Here is a 17,503-nt window from a genome sequence, read left to right as displayed (position 1 = left end):
TAAATTATTCTCCTTTGTGATTTAATGATTAATAAAATTATGCTCGTTTCATCCCGTTATATTTTAGCACGGAAACAACTGGCTTAACCAAACTAAACTAAAAAGCTACCTTTTCAAATACCAGTTATTGTCCATGCCGTTTTCTTCAAAATTAATATTTAAACAATGGTTTCAAAGACGATTCCACACGCGCTGTTTTAATTATTTCAGCCATTTCTTTTACGATTTCGGGATAAGCATCAGCAAGGTTATTTAACTCTTTGGGGTCTTTGTTTAGGTCATATAACTCAATCGCGGTCCCGGGATTTTTTGATACGTTTTGTTTTATCGCTTTCCAATTGCCTTTTCGCACAGCTTGCTTGCCTCCTCTTTCATAAAACTCCCAATACAGATATTCGTGTTCCTTCTGCTTTTTAGGTTTTCCTTTTAAAGTTGGCAGAAAAGAGATTCCATCAATATCTTTTGGTGTTTTTGCTCCTGCAATGTCTGTTAATGTTGGTAAAATGTCCCAAAAAGCACTTATGTGTTCTGATTTTACACCCGGTTCAACTATCCCCGGCCATTTCACAATAAAAGGCATTCTTATACCGCCCTCATATAAATCTCTTTTGATACCCCGGAAAGGGCCTGAGCTATTAAAAAATTCCGGGCTTCTTCCTCCTTCCTGATGTGGCCCGTTATCGCTTGAAAACATGATAACAGTATTATCGTCAATACCCATTTCTTTAAGCTGTTTTAAAATTTTTCCAACTTCCCAGTCGAGCCTTGAAATCATCGCGGCAGTAGTTGCATTTGGTGTCAATGTTACTCCATAATGAGGGTTCCTTCCTGGTTTTCTTCCCATAAACGGCGTTTCTTCAAATTTACCTTTGTAAGGTTTTTCAAACTCTTCGGGAGCCCACATCTGCGCATGAGGAAGCGTTGATGCATAAAACAAAAAGAAAGGCTTATCTTTTTCTTCCTTTATAAATTTAAGAGCCTCTTCAAGCATTAAATCCGGGCTATAGATTTTTCCCCGCCATGTCTCGGATCCCCCATTCCCGGGAAAGTTAATCTGCTCTCTGTTCCGGTGTAAATATTTGGGGAAATAAGCATGTGCCTGTCCGTGCCCCAAATAGCCATAAAATAGGTCAAACCCTTTCTCGTTGGGTTGTCCCGGAGTTGTTAAACAGCCGGTGCTCGATTTTCCAATCATTGCTGTTGCATATCCGGCTTCTTTTAAATATCTCGCAACGGTAATATCCTCCGGATCCGGGCGCATCTGATAATCACCATTAAAGCGAACATATGTATGCCCGGTATGTTGCCCGGTTAACAATGTGCTGCGCGAGGGTGCACACACCGTGCTCCCGGCATAATGTTGCGTAAACTGCATGCCTTCCTTTGCAAGATTATCAATATTGGGTGTTTTTATTACTTTTTGTCCGTAAGTTCCCAAGTCGCCATACCCTAAATCGTCGGCAAGAATATAGATGATGTTGGGTTTGGTGCCCTTTTTATTTGGTGCAGTCTTGCCAACACTCGCACAGAAAGCGATAAAAAAAATCAGTAATATTAATTTGTTTTTCATTCAAAAATAATTTGCGGAATACAGTCTTCCGAAAGAAAAATCAGAAGACCGTATCTAATTCTTGTTATTCGGGATCTTCCGATAAATTGGGATTTTGCTCAATGGCATCAAGTGGAATAGACCACAGATAATACTGATCGGCAGTAAAAGTTCTCGTTCCTACTATAATTTTCTTAGAATCATCCAGGTCGCCATCCAATACATTTGCATTTGCATTCCTGCCGTCTCCCAGCGGTATTCCGTATACATTGGTTTCAGAAAACAGTTGTTCACCCAGCCGATGCCTGCGGATGTCGAAAAAACGTTGCGGGCCTTCGAGAGCGAATTCAATTCTTCTTTCCTGTAGAATAATATCCAACGCCTGGTCAACACTTCCAACGCCGCCATAGCTTGTACTTACATTGGGCATACCAACACGCTCGCGAATCTCATCAACCAAAGACATAGCAAGGCCGATATTTTGATCTTTCCCAAGAACAGCTTCGGCATACATTAGGACAACTTCGGCAAAACGGATAAAGTGATACTGAATATCACTGCTTTGGGGTTCAATAAAATCAAAATCCATGTATTTTTGAAAATTGTAACCTGTTTTATTTATTCCGTTTTTATTTACATCATCCGTTTTCACGGATTCAACGGTAACGCCGCTTTCCAATGTTACAGTAGGATCTTTTTTTGGATGAGGATCAAAAACATACAAATCGTTTACTCCATCGCCTCCTTTAGCAGGAATAATATCTCCGCTTTTTAAAATCGTAATATCTAAACGTGGATCTCTGTTTTCCCATGGATTTGCAGGATCATAACCCGATTCAGCATTTGAAATTGCCAGTCCGTTTGATTTTACCTGGTATGCTTCAATCAGTGAATTGGTTGCTCCAATATAGTTACTGTTGTTTGATCTGGTTCCTGAAAATGCTCCCTTGGGCAAAATAGCAAGCTCGTAACTGTGACTCTTAAAATCGCGGTTATAATTAATTGTTAATATTGCCCCGTTTGACACGCCGTTGGCCGATTCGCGGGTAAACAACATTTGATAACCTTCTTCTCCGGGGTCCAGACTATAAATCCCGGTGTTATAAACCTCGCCCGCAGCTTCTGCTGCACCCGTATATAAATATGCTTTATCGGGATACCAGTCAATTGCATTTAACAAATGGCGTGCTTTAAGCGTCAATGCTGCCCCTCTTGTTATTCGCACTTCGTCACCGGCATCTTCATATGTTTCAGGTAATATTTCAGCGATTTCATCCAGTTCAGAATTTACGAAATCAAAAACCTTTTCGCGTGTGGCCCTTTTTGGAAAAAAATCAGGTTCAGTTGGCTCTGTCAGCAACGGCACAGCACCAAACAGAAAATTTAAGCGGGCATAATTCATCGCCCGAATAAAACGAGCCTCAGCAATATAACGATTGTACAATTCAGGATTGGAAAAATTTTCTTCGGCCTGTGGTGCCCGGGCTAAAAATTCGTTTACATCCCTTATGGTTGTGTATCTCGTTTGCCAATCGTAGCCCAGAACTTTTTTACTTGGGCTAAAGTCGAGATCTGAGGATTGGTTCGCACCTGCCCGGTGATAAGCATTATCTGTCCACATGGAATAAATATATTCGCTTTGGTTAACATTTCCCCCTGTGTTAAATCCCTGCAACTGACGGTATAAACCGTTTAATGCGAATCGTATATCTTGCTCAGATGTATAAACTGTTGAAACAGAGTACTGATTCAATGGGTCCTTGTCCAGAAATTCTTCGCAACCTGTAAATGCGAATGTGAATATTATTATATATAAAATACTTTTTTTCATGTTGATTCAATTTAGAAAGTAAAATTTGCGCCAAAAGTAAATGTACGGGGTAATGGATAATCAACCTCTCCTATTCCCAATTCCGGATCCCAGCCATAATCACTGGCATAAAAGTTATCCCACAAAATAAACGGGTTCTCTACCGACACAAAAAAATCTGCCTTTTTCAGGAACCGTGTCTTTTGAAGCCATCTTTTATTAACAGCGTAACTCAGATTCATATTTCTGACCCTTAAATAACTTGCTTTCCTCATCCAATAGCTGGATCTGTCGTAATTAATTAAACCTGACCGCACCAAAGGATAAGCAGCTTCTCTGTCCGGATTATCGGGATCGAAACTTTCCAGATGTACGGCAAAAGCATTTCCTACTCCACCTGAAAAATGTTGATTTGACTGTCCTCCGGTTGCATAAATTGTTCGGTTGAGAACCCCGCTGACAACGGCAGAAAAGCTAAAAGATTTATAAGCAAGCCCCAACTGTCCACCTATACGGTAATTCCCTCTTAAATCCTCAATAATTTCGCGGTCATAAGTCGCATCAATCTGACCATCGGGGGTGCCATCAGGTCCGCTAATATCGACCAGTTTAGGAGCACCAACATATAGCAATGATGCGTTGGGTCCAGCAAAAGTGTGTGTACTTACATACTCTTCCAGTTCTTCCTGGCTGGCTATCAATCCATCGGCCCGGTAACCGTAAGCGATTCCAACCGGAAAACCCTCTTCTCTCAGACTGCTACCATAATTCGGTTCTTCTCCGCCCAACGACAGCCACTCCGAACGGACATTTGTTGCATTAAGCGAAACGGTATATCTAAAATCCCCGATGTTATTTTTGTGGGTTACAACCAATTCCCAACCTTTGTATTCCTGAGAGCGCCGGTTTATACTGGGTGCAGGTAGCCCAAATTCCTGTGCTATTTGCACATCGGCGAGAATATCATATATGCGGTTTCTAAACACATCGGCAATAACACTTATTTTGCCATCATACAATCCGATGTCTGCTCCCAGATTTATTTTTTTATGTGTTTCCCATGTTAACTCAGGGCTGGCATAATTGGCAATTACCAATCCCGGTTCCATTCCGGTTGACCAGGGGTAACCACTATTTTGATTAACACGCTGAATAAAGGAGAGCGCAGAAACGTTGTCGAGGCCAACTTCGCCCCATGCTCCTCGTAGTTTTAACAAGCTAATTTTTTCAATACCTGCCATAAATTCTTCTTCCTTAACATTCCAACCCAACGAGAATGAAGGGAAAAATCCGCTTCTAAAGCCCTTTGCAAAATTAGAAGACCAGTCGTTTCGAAATGAAAACTCAACAAGATAGCGCCCTTTATAATCGTAATTTATTCTTCCGAGTGCTGAAAGGTTACTTGATTCTCCAGCATCGGAATTGTTTGTTAATCCTGTTTCTATACCACCAACGTCTAAACTAAGAACTGCATCACTTAAAAAGTCTTCCCGTTTTGTATTAAATCCTTCTGATTTCTTTTCTTCGGTTTGCCACCCCAGCAACGCTTTTACCGAATGGTTGTCGATTGACCAGTTATACCGTAACAACGACTGTGTTGTAATACTCTGAAAACGGCTTGTGGAATAACGTAATGATCTTCCTGATGACTGTGCCACAGAAATTGGATTAGAAGAATATTCTCCGGTTTGTCCATCGAATTCAAGCGACGCATAATCTATCACATTTGTCCAGTCTTTACCGTTTGAATTGATAATACGTACTCCCACATTTTCTTCAAAGCTTAATCCTTTAAATAATTTTAGTTTTGCATTTAGCTGAATCTCAAAAGCATCTCTTAAACTTTTATCGAAAGATCCTTTATTTGAAGTTAATACCGGATTTTCGGAAGTCCCTCCATCGCCAACAGCATACAATCCTGATCCCAGATGATCTCTGACCTGATAATAAGGAACTGCACGAAGTCCGCGGCCATTTTCGATAGGAACCGTAATTTGAGTGCGATGTGAATATGCACTGTTCGTGCCTATGGTCAACCACTTATTTACATCGGTTTGAAGTTTAACACGGACATTGTAACGTTTAAATCCATCAAGGTCTGAAATATTTACCCCATCCTGATCGACATATCCCAAAGCCATCGAATACACCGTTTTATCGGTACCCCCTCTTAAACTAAGATTTTGTGAAATTTGAGAAGCATTTTGTCCATATAAAATATCGGACCAACGAGTATCAAAAAACTCACCATTCATAGCCCGGCTAATAACATCCTCACTAAACAATGAATACGTTTCTGCAGATTCCGGATCTATTCCGTTAATATAAAGTTGTTCATTTAACTCTGCCTTGTTCCGAAGTTGCATGTATTCGACTGTATTGGCCAGTTCCGGGATTTTTGTATATCCCTGTACACTCGTCTGGATCCCATAAGTAAACTCAATGGGTTTGTTTTTTTGTCCGTCTTTGGTTGTTATAAGGATTACCCCATTGGCAGCCTGCAAACCATAAACAGCCGCAGCAGAGGCATCCTTCAAAACCGAAATTTCTGCTACCTGGTTGGGATCTACATCGCCCAATGAAGACTGAAACCCGTCGACCAAAACAATGGGGCTTCCGTTTCCCCGGATCGTTAATCCGGGAAAATTTCCGGGACGTCCGTTTGATTGAAATACATTCAATCCCGGAGTCATCCCTGAAAGCCCTTGCTGAACGGATACAATTGGCCTTCCCTCCAGTGCTTCGTCGGTTTTGATTGTTGAAATTGCACTGGTTACCTTACGCTTTATTTGTGTTCCGTAACCAACTGCAATTACTTCATCTAGCCCGATTGCGTCTTCCACCATTACAACATCAAATATTGTTTTTCCGGTTGCAGGAACCTCCTGTGTTTTCATTCCCACAAACGAAAAAACAACTATCGCATTTTCGCCAACACCTGACAAAGAAAAACTTCCATCAAAATCGGTTACTGTTCCAATTGTCGTTCCTTTTACCAAAACAGAAACACCGGGTATTGGTAAATTACTTTTATCAACGATCTTTCCGCTGATCTTCTTCCCAATCTGTTCTGTTTTTTGAATAAAGGCTTTCGCGCGTAATGAACTATTATTTTCAGCATGAAGCCCCGTTGATAGAAGTAAGAATACAATAAAATACCAAACATTCTGTTGATTTAACTTTCGATACAAAGTATTGCCTATACTTTGCCTGAAGCATTTTATCTCTCCGTTTTTTTTCATAATTAATTATTTTTTTAATCTTTTATTTAGCGGAACAATAACCCGGATTGTATCCGGCAAATACAATCCGCGTTATGTTTTTGTATCTTTTTTGTTTCGGTACAAAAACAACTCTTATTGATTACGGTAACAAAACTAAAACATATGAAAGCTACATCCCGGAAACGATGTAACAGATATGGGGTACATTTATAACATCTCGCATAACGAGCTTAGATAGAATGAAATATATGCATACATTTACCCGACGGTTCATAACAAATTTTATTATATTATAATTGTAATATGAAGAAATACGCTGTTGTAATACTCATTCTATTTTGTTCGTTACTTAACCGTGCCAATGATTTTCGCCTTGATAAAATTCAAATTGAAGACGGGCTCACCCAAAGCGATGTCACTTCAATTGTTCAGGATAGAAATGGTTTTATATGGTTTGCTACAAATAATGGATTGAACCAGTATGACGGCTACCGGATTAAACAATTTAAGCACACTCCCGGATTAAATAACCAATTAATAGATAACAAAATCAACACGATGGAGCTGGACGATCTGAATAATATATGGATTGGAGCAAATACCGGCTTATGTTATTACAATATATCTTCCAATAAATTTGTCGGAATCAACGATGTTCTAAGAAATAACAATTACGATCCCATTGGAGATGTTAGCCAGATATTTCACTCTTCGAAAAATCAAATCTGGGCGATAATAGATAACCAGATTTGCAGGCTGGATGAAACCAAACAATATTTTATTGCCCAGGATATTCAACAAAACAACTATAATATTGGACGTATTAATCAAGTGCTTGAAAATATATTACTCAATCAATTAATTTTAGCAACCAATCGCGGCGTGTGGGTATACGACGCGTCAAAAAACATGGTTAGTCCAATAATACTAACAACAGCCAGTTATTGCCGGTACGACCCATCTACCAATGGATATTATATTGCAGATGCAGATGGATTAACTTATATTCAGAAGGAAAAAAATATAAAGGAGGAAATTCTTTATAAAGGAGAAAATATTCAGCACATAAGGGCTTTATTTAAAGATTCAGAAGATAGAATATGGATTGGGACAAAAGATAACGGTGTATTTGTCAAAGACAGAAATGGTATCATTCAGTTTACACACAATCCTTCCGATCCAGGCTCACTCAGCAGCAATGAAATAAGATATATTTACGAGGATTCTTCCAAAGTAGTTTGGATTGGAACAGCTACAGGAGGAGTAAATAAATTTGTGTCAGATTATTCTCTTTTTAATACACTTCGGGTAAATCCCTACTCAAAAAATACAGGGTTGAGCGACAAAGTTGTAAAATCGGTATACATAGAAAACGATGACAAGGTTTGGATTGGAACCAAAGAGGGTGTCCTTAATTTATGGGACAGAAGAAACAATAAATTGTTTTATTACAAAAACAAAAACACCTTCTACATTAACGACATTGAGCAAAGTACAGATAAAAATTTTTTATGGATTGGCGGCACATACGGACTTTACCGGTTTAATAAAGAAACCGGACAATTCAAACATTTACCTTCTGCCACAAGAAATAGCAATTCTTATGTAAATACACTTTTTATGGATTTTGACTCTACTCTTTGGTACGGCTCTCCCAACGGGTTGTTTGCTTTAAAAAACGATAAAATTACTGCCCGCTTATCCGGAACCGACAAATTTGGGATTTCGAATAAATGCAGATTTATATACCGCAAAAACAAAAATGCAAAACTCTGGATTGGATTCCAGGAAAAAGGAGTGGCAGAGGTAGTTGTAAAAGATGGCGAAATATCACTCAAAATGTTTTCTCATATTGCGGGGGATTCTACAAGCATTAATTTTAACGACATTTCGTGTATGTTTGAAGATTCAAAAGGCCGCTTATGGTTTGGCACCTGGGGCAGAGGAATCAATCTATTAACGGATTATAATACCGGCACATTTAAACATTTTACAACCAAGAACGGATTGTCTGACAACATTGTTTTTGGGATGTATGAAGATAAATCCGGTCAACTGTGGATTAGCAGCTACAACGGATTGTCCAAATTTAATCCAGCAACCGAATCCTTTACAAACTACACTTATTTAGATGGTTTACAAAGCAACGAATTTTCGGTAGGAGCACACGCACAATCAAAAGAAGGAGAACTCTTTTTTGGCGGAATCAATGGCCTAAACTACTTTTTCCCTGAAAATGTAAAACAAACAAAAGAACAATATCCGTTGACGATTACCCGAATGAGAGTTTACAATGATGAGGTTAATGTTGGCACCGAATATAATAATCGTATCATTTTAGATAAAGCTATCTTTAAAAAAGAAAAAATTACCCTGCCCTATTCGATTAAATCTTTTTCTTTCGATGTCAGTTTGTTTTCATACGTTGAACCTGAACGAAATCAATTTAAATATACCCTGGAAGGATTTGACAACAAGTGGAATACATCCATTGGAAATACATCCATCAATTACTCCAATCTTTCACCGGGTTCTTATTCTTTATTGATAAAAGGGCGGACATACAACGGCAAATGGAACCAGGAACCTTTGTCGCTTACCATTGAAATTACACCACCTTTTTGGGCTTCCATCTGGGGATATATAATTTATGCCGTTGTTCTTGCAGGTATAATTTATGTATTGCTCTTATTCTATCTGAAATCGCAAAAACAAAAACAAATTATTTTAAAAAATAAATTAAAAGATGAAGCGCAAAAGGATATGTATAATACACGTATGCGGTTTTATACCAACATTTCACACGAATTGCGGACTCCATTGTCTCTTATTTTGGGATTGACAAATAAAATACAAAAATCTTCTGCCGGCGATACATCAAAATCAATTGAAATAATAAAACGAAATGCCGAAAAATTACTTACGCTGATAAATGAGATACTTGACTTCAGAAAAATTGAAACACAAAACATTAAGGTTGAAAAAAAGAACAGGGAAATTGTTTCGTTTGTCCGGTCGATTTATGTAAACTTCAAAGACGCCAGCGAAAAAAGTGATATTGTTTTCCATTTCGAATCGAAAATAAAATCTTTGATGTTGGATTTTGATATTGAAAAGACAGAAAAGATAATCTATAACTTACTGTCCAATGCACTAAAACATACTAAAAATGAAATAAATGTTGAGGTTGCAATAGATGAAACTAAAGACAAGCGATTAATAAGCATTTCGGTAAGCGATAACGGCAACGGTATAAGTGTTGAAGAGCAAAACCATATTTTTACAAGATTTTACCAGGGAATTAGCAGCACAAAACATTTGGGGTCGGGTATTGGCCTGAATCTGTCTCTTGAGTTGGCCAGGTTGCAGGAGGGGAACCTGAAAGTACAAAGCGATATTGGTAAAGGCTCCAAATTCACCTTGTTCTTGCCAATACAAAATGTTAACATCGAAATAGAATTGGGGGATCAGGACGAGAACACTGAAAATCTCCCTGTCGTTTTAGTAATTGACGACAATAAAGACATGTGCTTTTATTTTGAAGAGATATTGTGCGATGAATATATGGTAAGCAAAGCATATTGCGGGAAAGACGGCCTTCAAATTGCCAATGAAATCATGCCCGATATTATTATCTGTGATATAATGATGCCGGATATGGACGGGATAACGCTATGCAAAATGTTTAAAGAATCCGTAAAAACAAACCACATTCCTGTAGTTCTGGTTTCAGCTCGCTCAACAGATCAGTACAAAATTGAAGGTTTACAATACGGAGCCGACGCTTACCTTACAAAACCTTTTTCGGAAGAACATTTGAAAGCACAAATGGAAAGTATTTTTAAAACACGGGATACGATGCGGGAAAAATTAAAATTGGAATTGCTTTCAAAACCAAAAGATGTTGAACAGGATTCTCCTCAAAACCTGCTGATGCGAAAGATTGTGGAATCTATTGAAGCCAATATTGCCGATTGTAATTACAGCGTAGAGCAACTAAGTAAAGATGTTGCTTTAAGCCGCATGCATCTTACCCGGAAATTAAACGGTATTATTGGAATGAGTCCCGGGAATTTTATTCGTGACTTCAGGCTTCAAAGGGCAGCTGATTTGTTAAAAAACAGCGATATGAATGTAAGCGAAGTTTGTTATACCGTTGGATTCAATACACCAAAATATTTCAGAGCTATTTTTGCCAAAAAATTTGGAGTCAATCCCAACGAATATCAAAATTCTGCCCGGCTTGTAATGACTTCCCGAGAGCAATGATTGGCTTAAGTTTCACAAAAACCCTGAACTCTCATCACTATTATTTCAATAAATCTTTAATCGTTAATTGTAATTATCCAATAGTTTTACCATAGCAGTTGCAGCCCAAAGAACGGCAGCCTGCCCATGGTAATCGCCGGTTAATTTCCAACGTTTCAGGTAATGTTTTTCACTGTTTTTGGCATTGGTGGCAATACATACGTTTTTTGTTTTTCCTTTTTTGTTCACATAACCAGCCAATGCATCCCAGCCTTTTGTAACATTGTCTTTATACTCATCAAAAGGGAGCCAGCCGCTATCGATTCCTGAAGCCATGGCATAAAGAAACATTCCCGAACTAGACGTTTCTGCATAACTTTCCGGATAATCGATCAACTGGTGCCACATGCCGTCTTTTTCCTGATAGTTTTTTAGTGTCGACATCATTTTTTGATATGCTTTTAACAGCGGAAGATAATGTTCATGTGTTTTGGGCAAAACCAGCAATACCTCGGTTAAAGAAGCGGCAGCCCAGCCATTTCCACGCCCCCAAAAGAAAGGCGCATCTTTCCGGTGGTAAAACAAGCCATTCTCTCGTTGAAGACTGTCGCAGTAAATTTTTAACAATGAAGCAGCACGGTCGAGATATTTTTGCTCTTTGGTTGATTTAAACGCCTGAACCTGCAAAGAACCAACCATGTACATGTCATCAACCCAAAAGCGGGAGTAGGATGTTAAACCGTCTTTACGTACATTTTTATATTCATGGTCAGCCAACTCTTTTCCAATCTGCAAATATTTTTCGTTTCCTGTTTGCCTGTATAATTCAAATGGCCAGATTCCAAACACATTGTAATCAACATGTCCTTTCCGGTAATTGCGTTTGCCATTTACGTAAGGTTCAATTCCTTTTTCCATCTGCCGGGTTATTTCGCTATCGTCAGTGGCATCGCCAAATATAAGTGAACCATAGTAGGTACAAACCATTGCATAAAACCGGTACGATTTCTTTTTTGCCACATGATCTGTTATTCTTTTACCAATTTCAACCGGGTCTGTTTTAACCTGAATGTTTTGATTGTTACTATTTTGAGCTTTTACGGTAAGGCTAATTGATACGCTTAATGCCATGACAATTAAAAGCCCCGATATAATTTGTTTTTTCATATGATTAAAATTGTTTATTTATAAAGTATCATATGGAACTCCCGATGAATTTAATCATTCCCTTGTGTGTAATTTAGAATGCTAAAATTCATGCTCGTTTCATAATATTCTCTATTTGTAGATTCTGATTAGGTTCTCAAAATCAAGGAATAATGATTTCCCATTGTAACTAAAAATTAGTGTTTTGTCTTTTTTTTCTGCTTTTGCGTAAGGAGAATCATAGCGGTTATAGTTTTTATCTACTAAATTGCCATCAATCATAAAGTCTCCTCCAAATTTCAATTGGTAGGTTTTGCCATTCGACTGATAACTTAGTTCCAGTGTTTCCGCAGAAAAACTTACTTTATTGTTCTTAATCCTTTTTACAAAAGCTTCAAACGAACCATCTTCGGTTTTTGACCCAGCTTCTGTAATCCAAAATGTTTGTTTTCCTTTTTGAATGACATCGTCATTTGCCTTATCCCTGAATTCAAAATTATTGGCGCCAATAAATGCACAGTAGGTTTCGTCTTTTTTGCCAAACACATAATTTCGGTCGATGTAAGCCGTATCAAACTTTTCTGAAGGAAAATAAGCTCGTGTATAATCGAGCAAATCCATTTCCATCATTCCTTTTTTCTCCGGAATATTGTAAATAGAGAGGTTTACATTTTTATCCTGCATAGCGTGCGGAATATGTCCGTAACCCACCCAATAATTTGGCGATTGGTTTTCTACATCTTTTTCGATGGCGGGATGAGTATGAAAGATGCTAAAATGATTTTTAATGTTCATTCCAAAAATATGCTGCTGATCGCCGTAAGTTCCCGGATGATAACTCTGCGCGGTGTACATCGAGTAATCTTTTGTTTTGTAGGTGTAAGTAGTTCCTTTTTGAATGGCAACTCCATTGGGCTGAGGATTAAGCAACCGGATTAATGAAGGTTCCAGATGCAACCAGTCGATTACTTTTAAATCCAATATTTTAAACTCTCCTATAAATTCATTGGAAAACATACTACAGTTTCGAATGTGCTTCATGGAATTTCTCACAACTTCCGGATTGGTAAAAGCCTCCATTCCCCACTGCATCATCATACTTCTGGTGTCGGTTCCGTAATAGCCTTCTTTCTTTAGGTCTGAAATATCAAGTCCGTTGCTCTGCCTGATAATTACATCCGACGAATCTTTTGCAATCTCTGCGATTACCGGTGGCAAATCATATTTTTGTGTGGTCATCATTCCATACATCATTCCCGGACCTATTTCTTTACCGTCTCCCCAGAAATAATTTGTTAATCTTCCCAGTGTTGAGCCGGGACCACCTGTCCGATTATTTTTGTATGCACGGCCACTCACACTAACAAACATGGTATTTATATTTTGTGTGGCAACATCGTAAAAAAGCAAATCCATAATCATCCGGCACTTTATTGAAATTTCTTCTTCTGCAAAATCTATGAGATTGATTAGTGCACCAACATCTTCTTTATAATAAGTGCCTGAATAAAATTCAATAAAACCATAGTTCCAGCGCATCTCCAGCCAGTCGAGTATCCTTTTTCTGGCTTTTTCCATGTGTTGTTTTCCTGTTAATCCACTATTTGGGAAAACAATGTCAGGATATTTTTGCCCAATCAGATATTCGGCAGAAGCAAACAGGATTTGATGATTCTCACTCCAGTAGCACATTGAATTTTCGCCGGGCTCGTCCCACCAGTATCGGAAATTAAAAAGTACATCTTCAATTTTGTTTTTATAATCTTTCGGAATCTGGTTGCCGACTTCATAAAGAATACGAATGAGGTTGACCAATCTAAAATCTGAACAGTCGTATTCTCCTTTCACGTATTTCAGTGTGCCATCCAGTCGATTCCAGTTAATTTCGGTCGCGCAATTTGCTAATTCATACTGTATTTCATTGTGCTGTAAATCAATTTTTTCCGCAGGCCTCATGGGGATGAGCTCATAATTTGAAATGCGGATTAAATCAACAACGATGGTTATTGAAACTATCAAAAGCAATAATAAAAATATATGTTTGATTTTGAATTTCTTAGGCATGTTAATTCTGTTCATCTAAGTATTGTTCAAATTTTTCGAAAGAATTCATTTCAGCTTCACGCGCATTTGCCGATGTAATTCTAATTTCCATCTGTTTTGTTGGTATAGAAATTAGCAGGTATTGATTACCGTCATCAATTTCATTTTCGAAATCGCTGCTGTCAAAAAGAATGGCTCCCCCAATTTCAACTTGTTCGGCAGCAACATCTTCCGGATGAATTCCCCACGTTGCAATATAATTATCACTTTTCTTTACTTTAAGTTTTTTAAAATAGTTTATTCCGGTAACAAATTGAACCGATTCACCGGTTTGCGACGACGCTTCAACTGTCGCTTCACGCTTATCGGGAAAAACAGTCACCCTGACTAAAATAGTAACTTTCTCCCCTTTATACCGAACTCCTTCCGATACCATTTCCATATAAGATGAGTCCTCACCTTTTTCAACCCTGGCGGAACGTAAGGAAACCGGATGAAGCGGGACGACTTTTTTGCCATCCCAAAGTCTTACTCCCCCTAAACCAACAGTTTTTCCAACTTTGTAATAATCAGCTCCCCAACCATTGCGTTGCTCATTTTTGGAGGGATACCACTTTTTCTCCCGGATTTCCAGTCCCGGTTTAGCTTTCGAATAAACATCTATTGCTGCTTTTTTATTGAAATACAAACGAAATCCCAGCCATTGATTTTCAATTGCCGGTCCATGGTGTCCAAGTTTAGTAAAAAGATTTCCCGATTTTGATTCAACAAGAGTAAGATAGTTATTCCTGTCTTTTTTCAGATAAAGACTCACATCTGTTTTGTTTTGCGCAACACATTGTATTATAACAAAGAACATTATGGCAGATGAAAATATTCTCATAAAATAATATTCAAATTTATTTTTTGCTTGACTGAATATAAAAAAGTTGCTCCCAATTAATTTCATTATAAAATTATTTTATGGGAGCTCCCTTTTTTAACCTAAACCTATACTTATTTTGGTATGAATGTAAAATGAATAAACAGTGAAGTGTGAAACGGAAGTTGTTCCACAACGTCTAAACCTATTGCAATATTAAGTTCGTTTGCAGTTACTTTTTTAATAATAAACAGAGGCGACAAATCCAGGAAACCGATAAAATGCCCCTCTGAGAAAACCAGTCGTGCCACTTTGTTGTCACTTTCATTAAAATTGAAAGTAACTTGTTCCGGTGCCTGGGCTCCCGTAAAAACATTAAAAACATCAACGGTATAATCGTCATAATCCAATGTCCACGTACCGCTTGCAGGCGGAGTAAATGTTGATGCGCAAAGTGGAACTGTATTCAGGTCACTTGATGGAACTGCAATGGTTTCTGTTGCTGCACCAAAAAGAATACCTGCCAGGATAAGGCCATTTTTAGAATCTATTTTATATGCTCCGTCGGGATAAAAAGTATACTCATCTTCGTATTCATCTTTTAGCCCAAAAAATCGAAGTACTTCTTCAACCGATGAATTTTCAATTTTCAGGTCGTTGCTAACACTACCAGAACCATCAGCCCCCACTACATATCCTTTGCTTAATACCCATGTTTTTCCTTCAGTATTGCCGGGACCACCAGCCAGTAACTCTTCAATTGGGATAGCAACTTCAAATGACTTTTCTTTTGTTTTTTCGCCACCCGGACCCTTTACCGTTAATGTTACGGTATATTCTCCGCCACTTCCGTAGGTGTGAATTGGTTCCGTTTCAGTAGAAGTATTTCCGTCACCAAAATCCCAAAGGTAGGTGTCCACATTTGCAGATTTGACTTTCGTAGTTAATTCATACTCATTCAAGGTTCCGTAAAATTCAAATAAGGGAGGTTCCACTTCTTCTTTACATGATACCAAAATGCCAATTAAGAATACAAAAGTGACTATTTTGTATGTTGATATTATATTCTTCATAATTTTTCGTTTCTTCAATTATTTTTTTTTGTATAAACGGGCTTGTTATTTAACATCCCACCAAAGAGCAGTAGTAATTTTATTCGGCCCTTGTTGTGCAATTGCATTTGCAACATTTTCGGGGTTGGTGCTTAACTCATCGGTTCCGTAAATTAACCTCTTTGGAAAATAACCGTCGGTAACTCCCCGGGCCATATCTTCTCCGCGTTGTTCAATTACCGGATAATCCGTTCTTCTCATATTGCTGAATATTTCAGCAAAATTTGGAATTAAAGCAATCCAAACCTGTGTCGAAATTTGCTCAAACTTTTCTTCATCACTTCCGGTTAACATTGCTTCAGCTTCGTTGGTTAGAAAGGTTGTAATCTGGTCTTGTGGTACATTCCATTTTTCCATAGCCTTTTGAATTCCTTCCTGATAAAATGCATTTGCATCGCCTGTTCCAAGGCCAAACAGTGCAGCCTCTGCTTTTAGAAAAGCCACCTCGTCCGCACAAAGGAAATACGACGGCCTGTCTTTCGCATATAGCGCTTCAGCCGGATAACAGTACATACTTTGACTAAAAGCATTTCCGTGATCAAGATCAGTTAATCCATTCTTTATTCCGTAGTATTCTCCATTCTGATTGGCTTCCACAAAAATGGGGAGTCGCGGGTCGTTTGTGATTTTTAACCAGTTGACAAACAGTTCTCCCATTTTCCATTTTTCTTTTACCACAAATAAATTATACCAGGGATTGTTCAATTCTTCTACATCTCCTCCATCATGCTGAAGTTGGGCATTCTGTTCATTGGTTTCAATCAGCGGGTTAGATAAACATTCAGAAATTATCTGAGCTGATTTGGTAGGATCGATAAATCTTGCCCTCATCGCCAATCTTAACCGTAACGAATTGGCAAATCTCACCCATTTACTTAGGTCGTTTTCATACAAAGGATCAAAACCCGGATAAGCATCTTCAGGATTGGCTGATTTTAGTACATCGATGCTGCTTTTTAGCTTATCCAACATGTCGTTGTAAATAAACTCTTGTGAGTCGTAAGCCGGGTACAGGATATTTTTTCTTCCCCAGCCACCTTCGGTATATGGAATACTCCCGTATAAGTCGGTAAGCTTTGCAAAATTACATACACTTAGAATATGAACCAGAGCTAATTTTACTTCATTATGTGGATTCCCATCCTCGTCTTCATTTAACAGTATTATTTCATTTATATATTTTATCGGACCGGTAAACTTGCCCGTTAAAGTAGCATTGTACACAGGGTCGTTATAATCTTCATACCTGTCGGCCTGACGTCCTAAACCCGGAGAAACATACATGTGAGAATACTGAGACCCCATCCTTAAATCGAATGACCCCGGACTTTCTTCAATGGTAGATTTTACAGCGCTGGTAAACAGGAATTTATCATCGATACTGGTAACAGCGTTTGGATTTTCATTCATTTCAACCAATGAATTTTCACATCCCCAGTGCATTAAAAAGAGAAGTAAAACACTGAATCTTGTTATGATATATTTAATATTTTTCATTTTCATCTGTTT

Annotated in this window: 9 protein-coding genes; 1 reads left to right on the top strand and 8 read right to left on the bottom strand. The window is 38.3% G+C overall.

Annotation, left to right across the window (positions count from 1 at the left end; genetic code table 11):
• Positions 1-151: 151 nt before the first annotated feature.
• The 3 genes from K5G00_RS14420 to K5G00_RS14410 all read right to left on the bottom strand — a co-directional run bounded on the left by K5G00_RS14420 (position 152) and on the right by K5G00_RS14410 (position 6,601).
• Entirely contained in the window at positions 152-1,570 is a 1,419-nt protein-coding gene (locus K5G00_RS14420; RefSeq protein WP_238766885.1) for an arylsulfatase, read from the bottom strand.
• 64 nt (positions 1,571-1,634) lie between these two features.
• Complete coding sequence (locus K5G00_RS14415) at positions 1,635-3,380, bottom strand: RagB/SusD family nutrient uptake outer membrane protein (protein ID WP_238766884.1); 1,746 nt, start codon at positions 3,378-3,380, stop codon at positions 1,635-1,637.
• An 11-nt stretch (positions 3,381-3,391) separates the two neighbouring features.
• Complete coding sequence (locus K5G00_RS14410; RefSeq protein WP_238766883.1) at positions 3,392-6,601, bottom strand: SusC/RagA family TonB-linked outer membrane protein; 3,210 nt, start codon at positions 6,599-6,601, stop codon at positions 3,392-3,394.
• Between the two features lie 285 nt (positions 6,602-6,886).
• Here K5G00_RS14410 and K5G00_RS14405 point away from each other — a divergent pair, with 285 nt between their 5' ends.
• Positions 6,887-10,852: a hybrid sensor histidine kinase/response regulator transcription factor gene (locus K5G00_RS14405; protein ID WP_238766882.1), complete on the top strand. Its 3,966-nt coding sequence runs from the start codon at positions 6,887-6,889 to the stop codon at positions 10,850-10,852.
• 63 nt (positions 10,853-10,915) lie between these two features.
• On the opposite strand, the gene K5G00_RS14400 is transcribed toward K5G00_RS14405, so the two are convergent.
• From K5G00_RS14400 to K5G00_RS14380, 5 genes are all read right to left on the bottom strand, one after another.
• On the bottom strand, positions 10,916-11,998 hold the full coding sequence (locus K5G00_RS14400) for a glycoside hydrolase family 88/105 protein (RefSeq protein ID WP_238766881.1): 1,083 nt from the start codon (positions 11,996-11,998) through the stop codon (positions 10,916-10,918).
• A gap of 111 nt (positions 11,999-12,109) precedes the next feature.
• Positions 12,110-14,056, bottom strand: a complete 1,947-nt coding sequence (locus tag K5G00_RS14395) for a hypothetical protein (RefSeq protein ID WP_238766880.1) — start codon at positions 14,054-14,056, stop codon at positions 12,110-12,112.
• On the bottom strand, positions 14,043-14,903 hold the full coding sequence (locus K5G00_RS14390; RefSeq protein ID WP_238766879.1) for a DUF4861 family protein: 861 nt from the start codon (positions 14,901-14,903) through the stop codon (positions 14,043-14,045). The genes K5G00_RS14395 and K5G00_RS14390 overlap by 14 nt, the downstream gene beginning before the upstream one ends.
• A gap of 113 nt (positions 14,904-15,016) precedes the next feature.
• The gene (locus tag K5G00_RS14385) at positions 15,017-15,955 is read right to left on the bottom strand and encodes a PKD domain-containing protein (RefSeq protein WP_238766878.1); all 939 of its coding nucleotides are present in this window, start codon (positions 15,953-15,955) and stop codon (positions 15,017-15,019) included.
• Positions 15,956-16,000: 45 nt separating this feature from the next.
• Positions 16,001-17,491 carry a SusD/RagB family nutrient-binding outer membrane lipoprotein gene (locus K5G00_RS14380; RefSeq protein ID WP_238766877.1) on the bottom strand — a complete coding sequence of 497 codons (1,491 nt, stop codon included), beginning with the start codon at positions 17,489-17,491 and terminating at the stop codon, positions 16,001-16,003.
• Positions 17,492-17,503 lie beyond the last annotated feature (12 nt).

Origin of the sequence: Maribellus maritimus (genome assembly GCF_022267315.1) — a bacterium.
Classification (GTDB): Bacteria; Bacteroidota; Bacteroidia; order Bacteroidales; family Prolixibacteraceae; genus Draconibacterium; species Draconibacterium maritimum.
This window is presented reverse-complemented; position numbering and strand designations above follow the sequence as displayed.

Coding starts and splice junctions, on each gene's coding strand:
- K5G00_RS14410 (WP_238766883.1), bottom strand. CDS start 6,601: ATGAAAAAAAACGGAGAGATAAAATGCTTCAGGCAAAGTATAGGCAAT.
- K5G00_RS14390 (WP_238766879.1), bottom strand. CDS start 14,903: ATGAGAATATTTTCATCTGCCATAATGTTCTTTGTTATAATACAATGT.
- K5G00_RS14380 (WP_238766877.1), bottom strand. CDS start 17,491: ATGAAAAATATTAAATATATCATAACAAGATTCAGTGTTTTACTTCTC.
- K5G00_RS14385 (WP_238766878.1), bottom strand. CDS start 15,955: ATGAAGAATATAATATCAACATACAAAATAGTCACTTTTGTATTCTTA.
- K5G00_RS14415 (WP_238766884.1), bottom strand. CDS start 3,380: ATGAAAAAAAGTATTTTATATATAATAATATTCACATTCGCATTTACA.
- K5G00_RS14400 (WP_238766881.1), bottom strand. CDS start 11,998: ATGAAAAAACAAATTATATCGGGGCTTTTAATTGTCATGGCATTAAGC.
- K5G00_RS14395 (WP_238766880.1), bottom strand. CDS start 14,056: ATGAACAGAATTAACATGCCTAAGAAATTCAAAATCAAACATATATTT.
- K5G00_RS14420 (WP_238766885.1), bottom strand. CDS start 1,570: ATGAAAAACAAATTAATATTACTGATTTTTTTTATCGCTTTCTGTGCG.
- K5G00_RS14405 (WP_238766882.1), top strand. CDS start 6,887: ATGAAGAAATACGCTGTTGTAATACTCATTCTATTTTGTTCGTTACTT.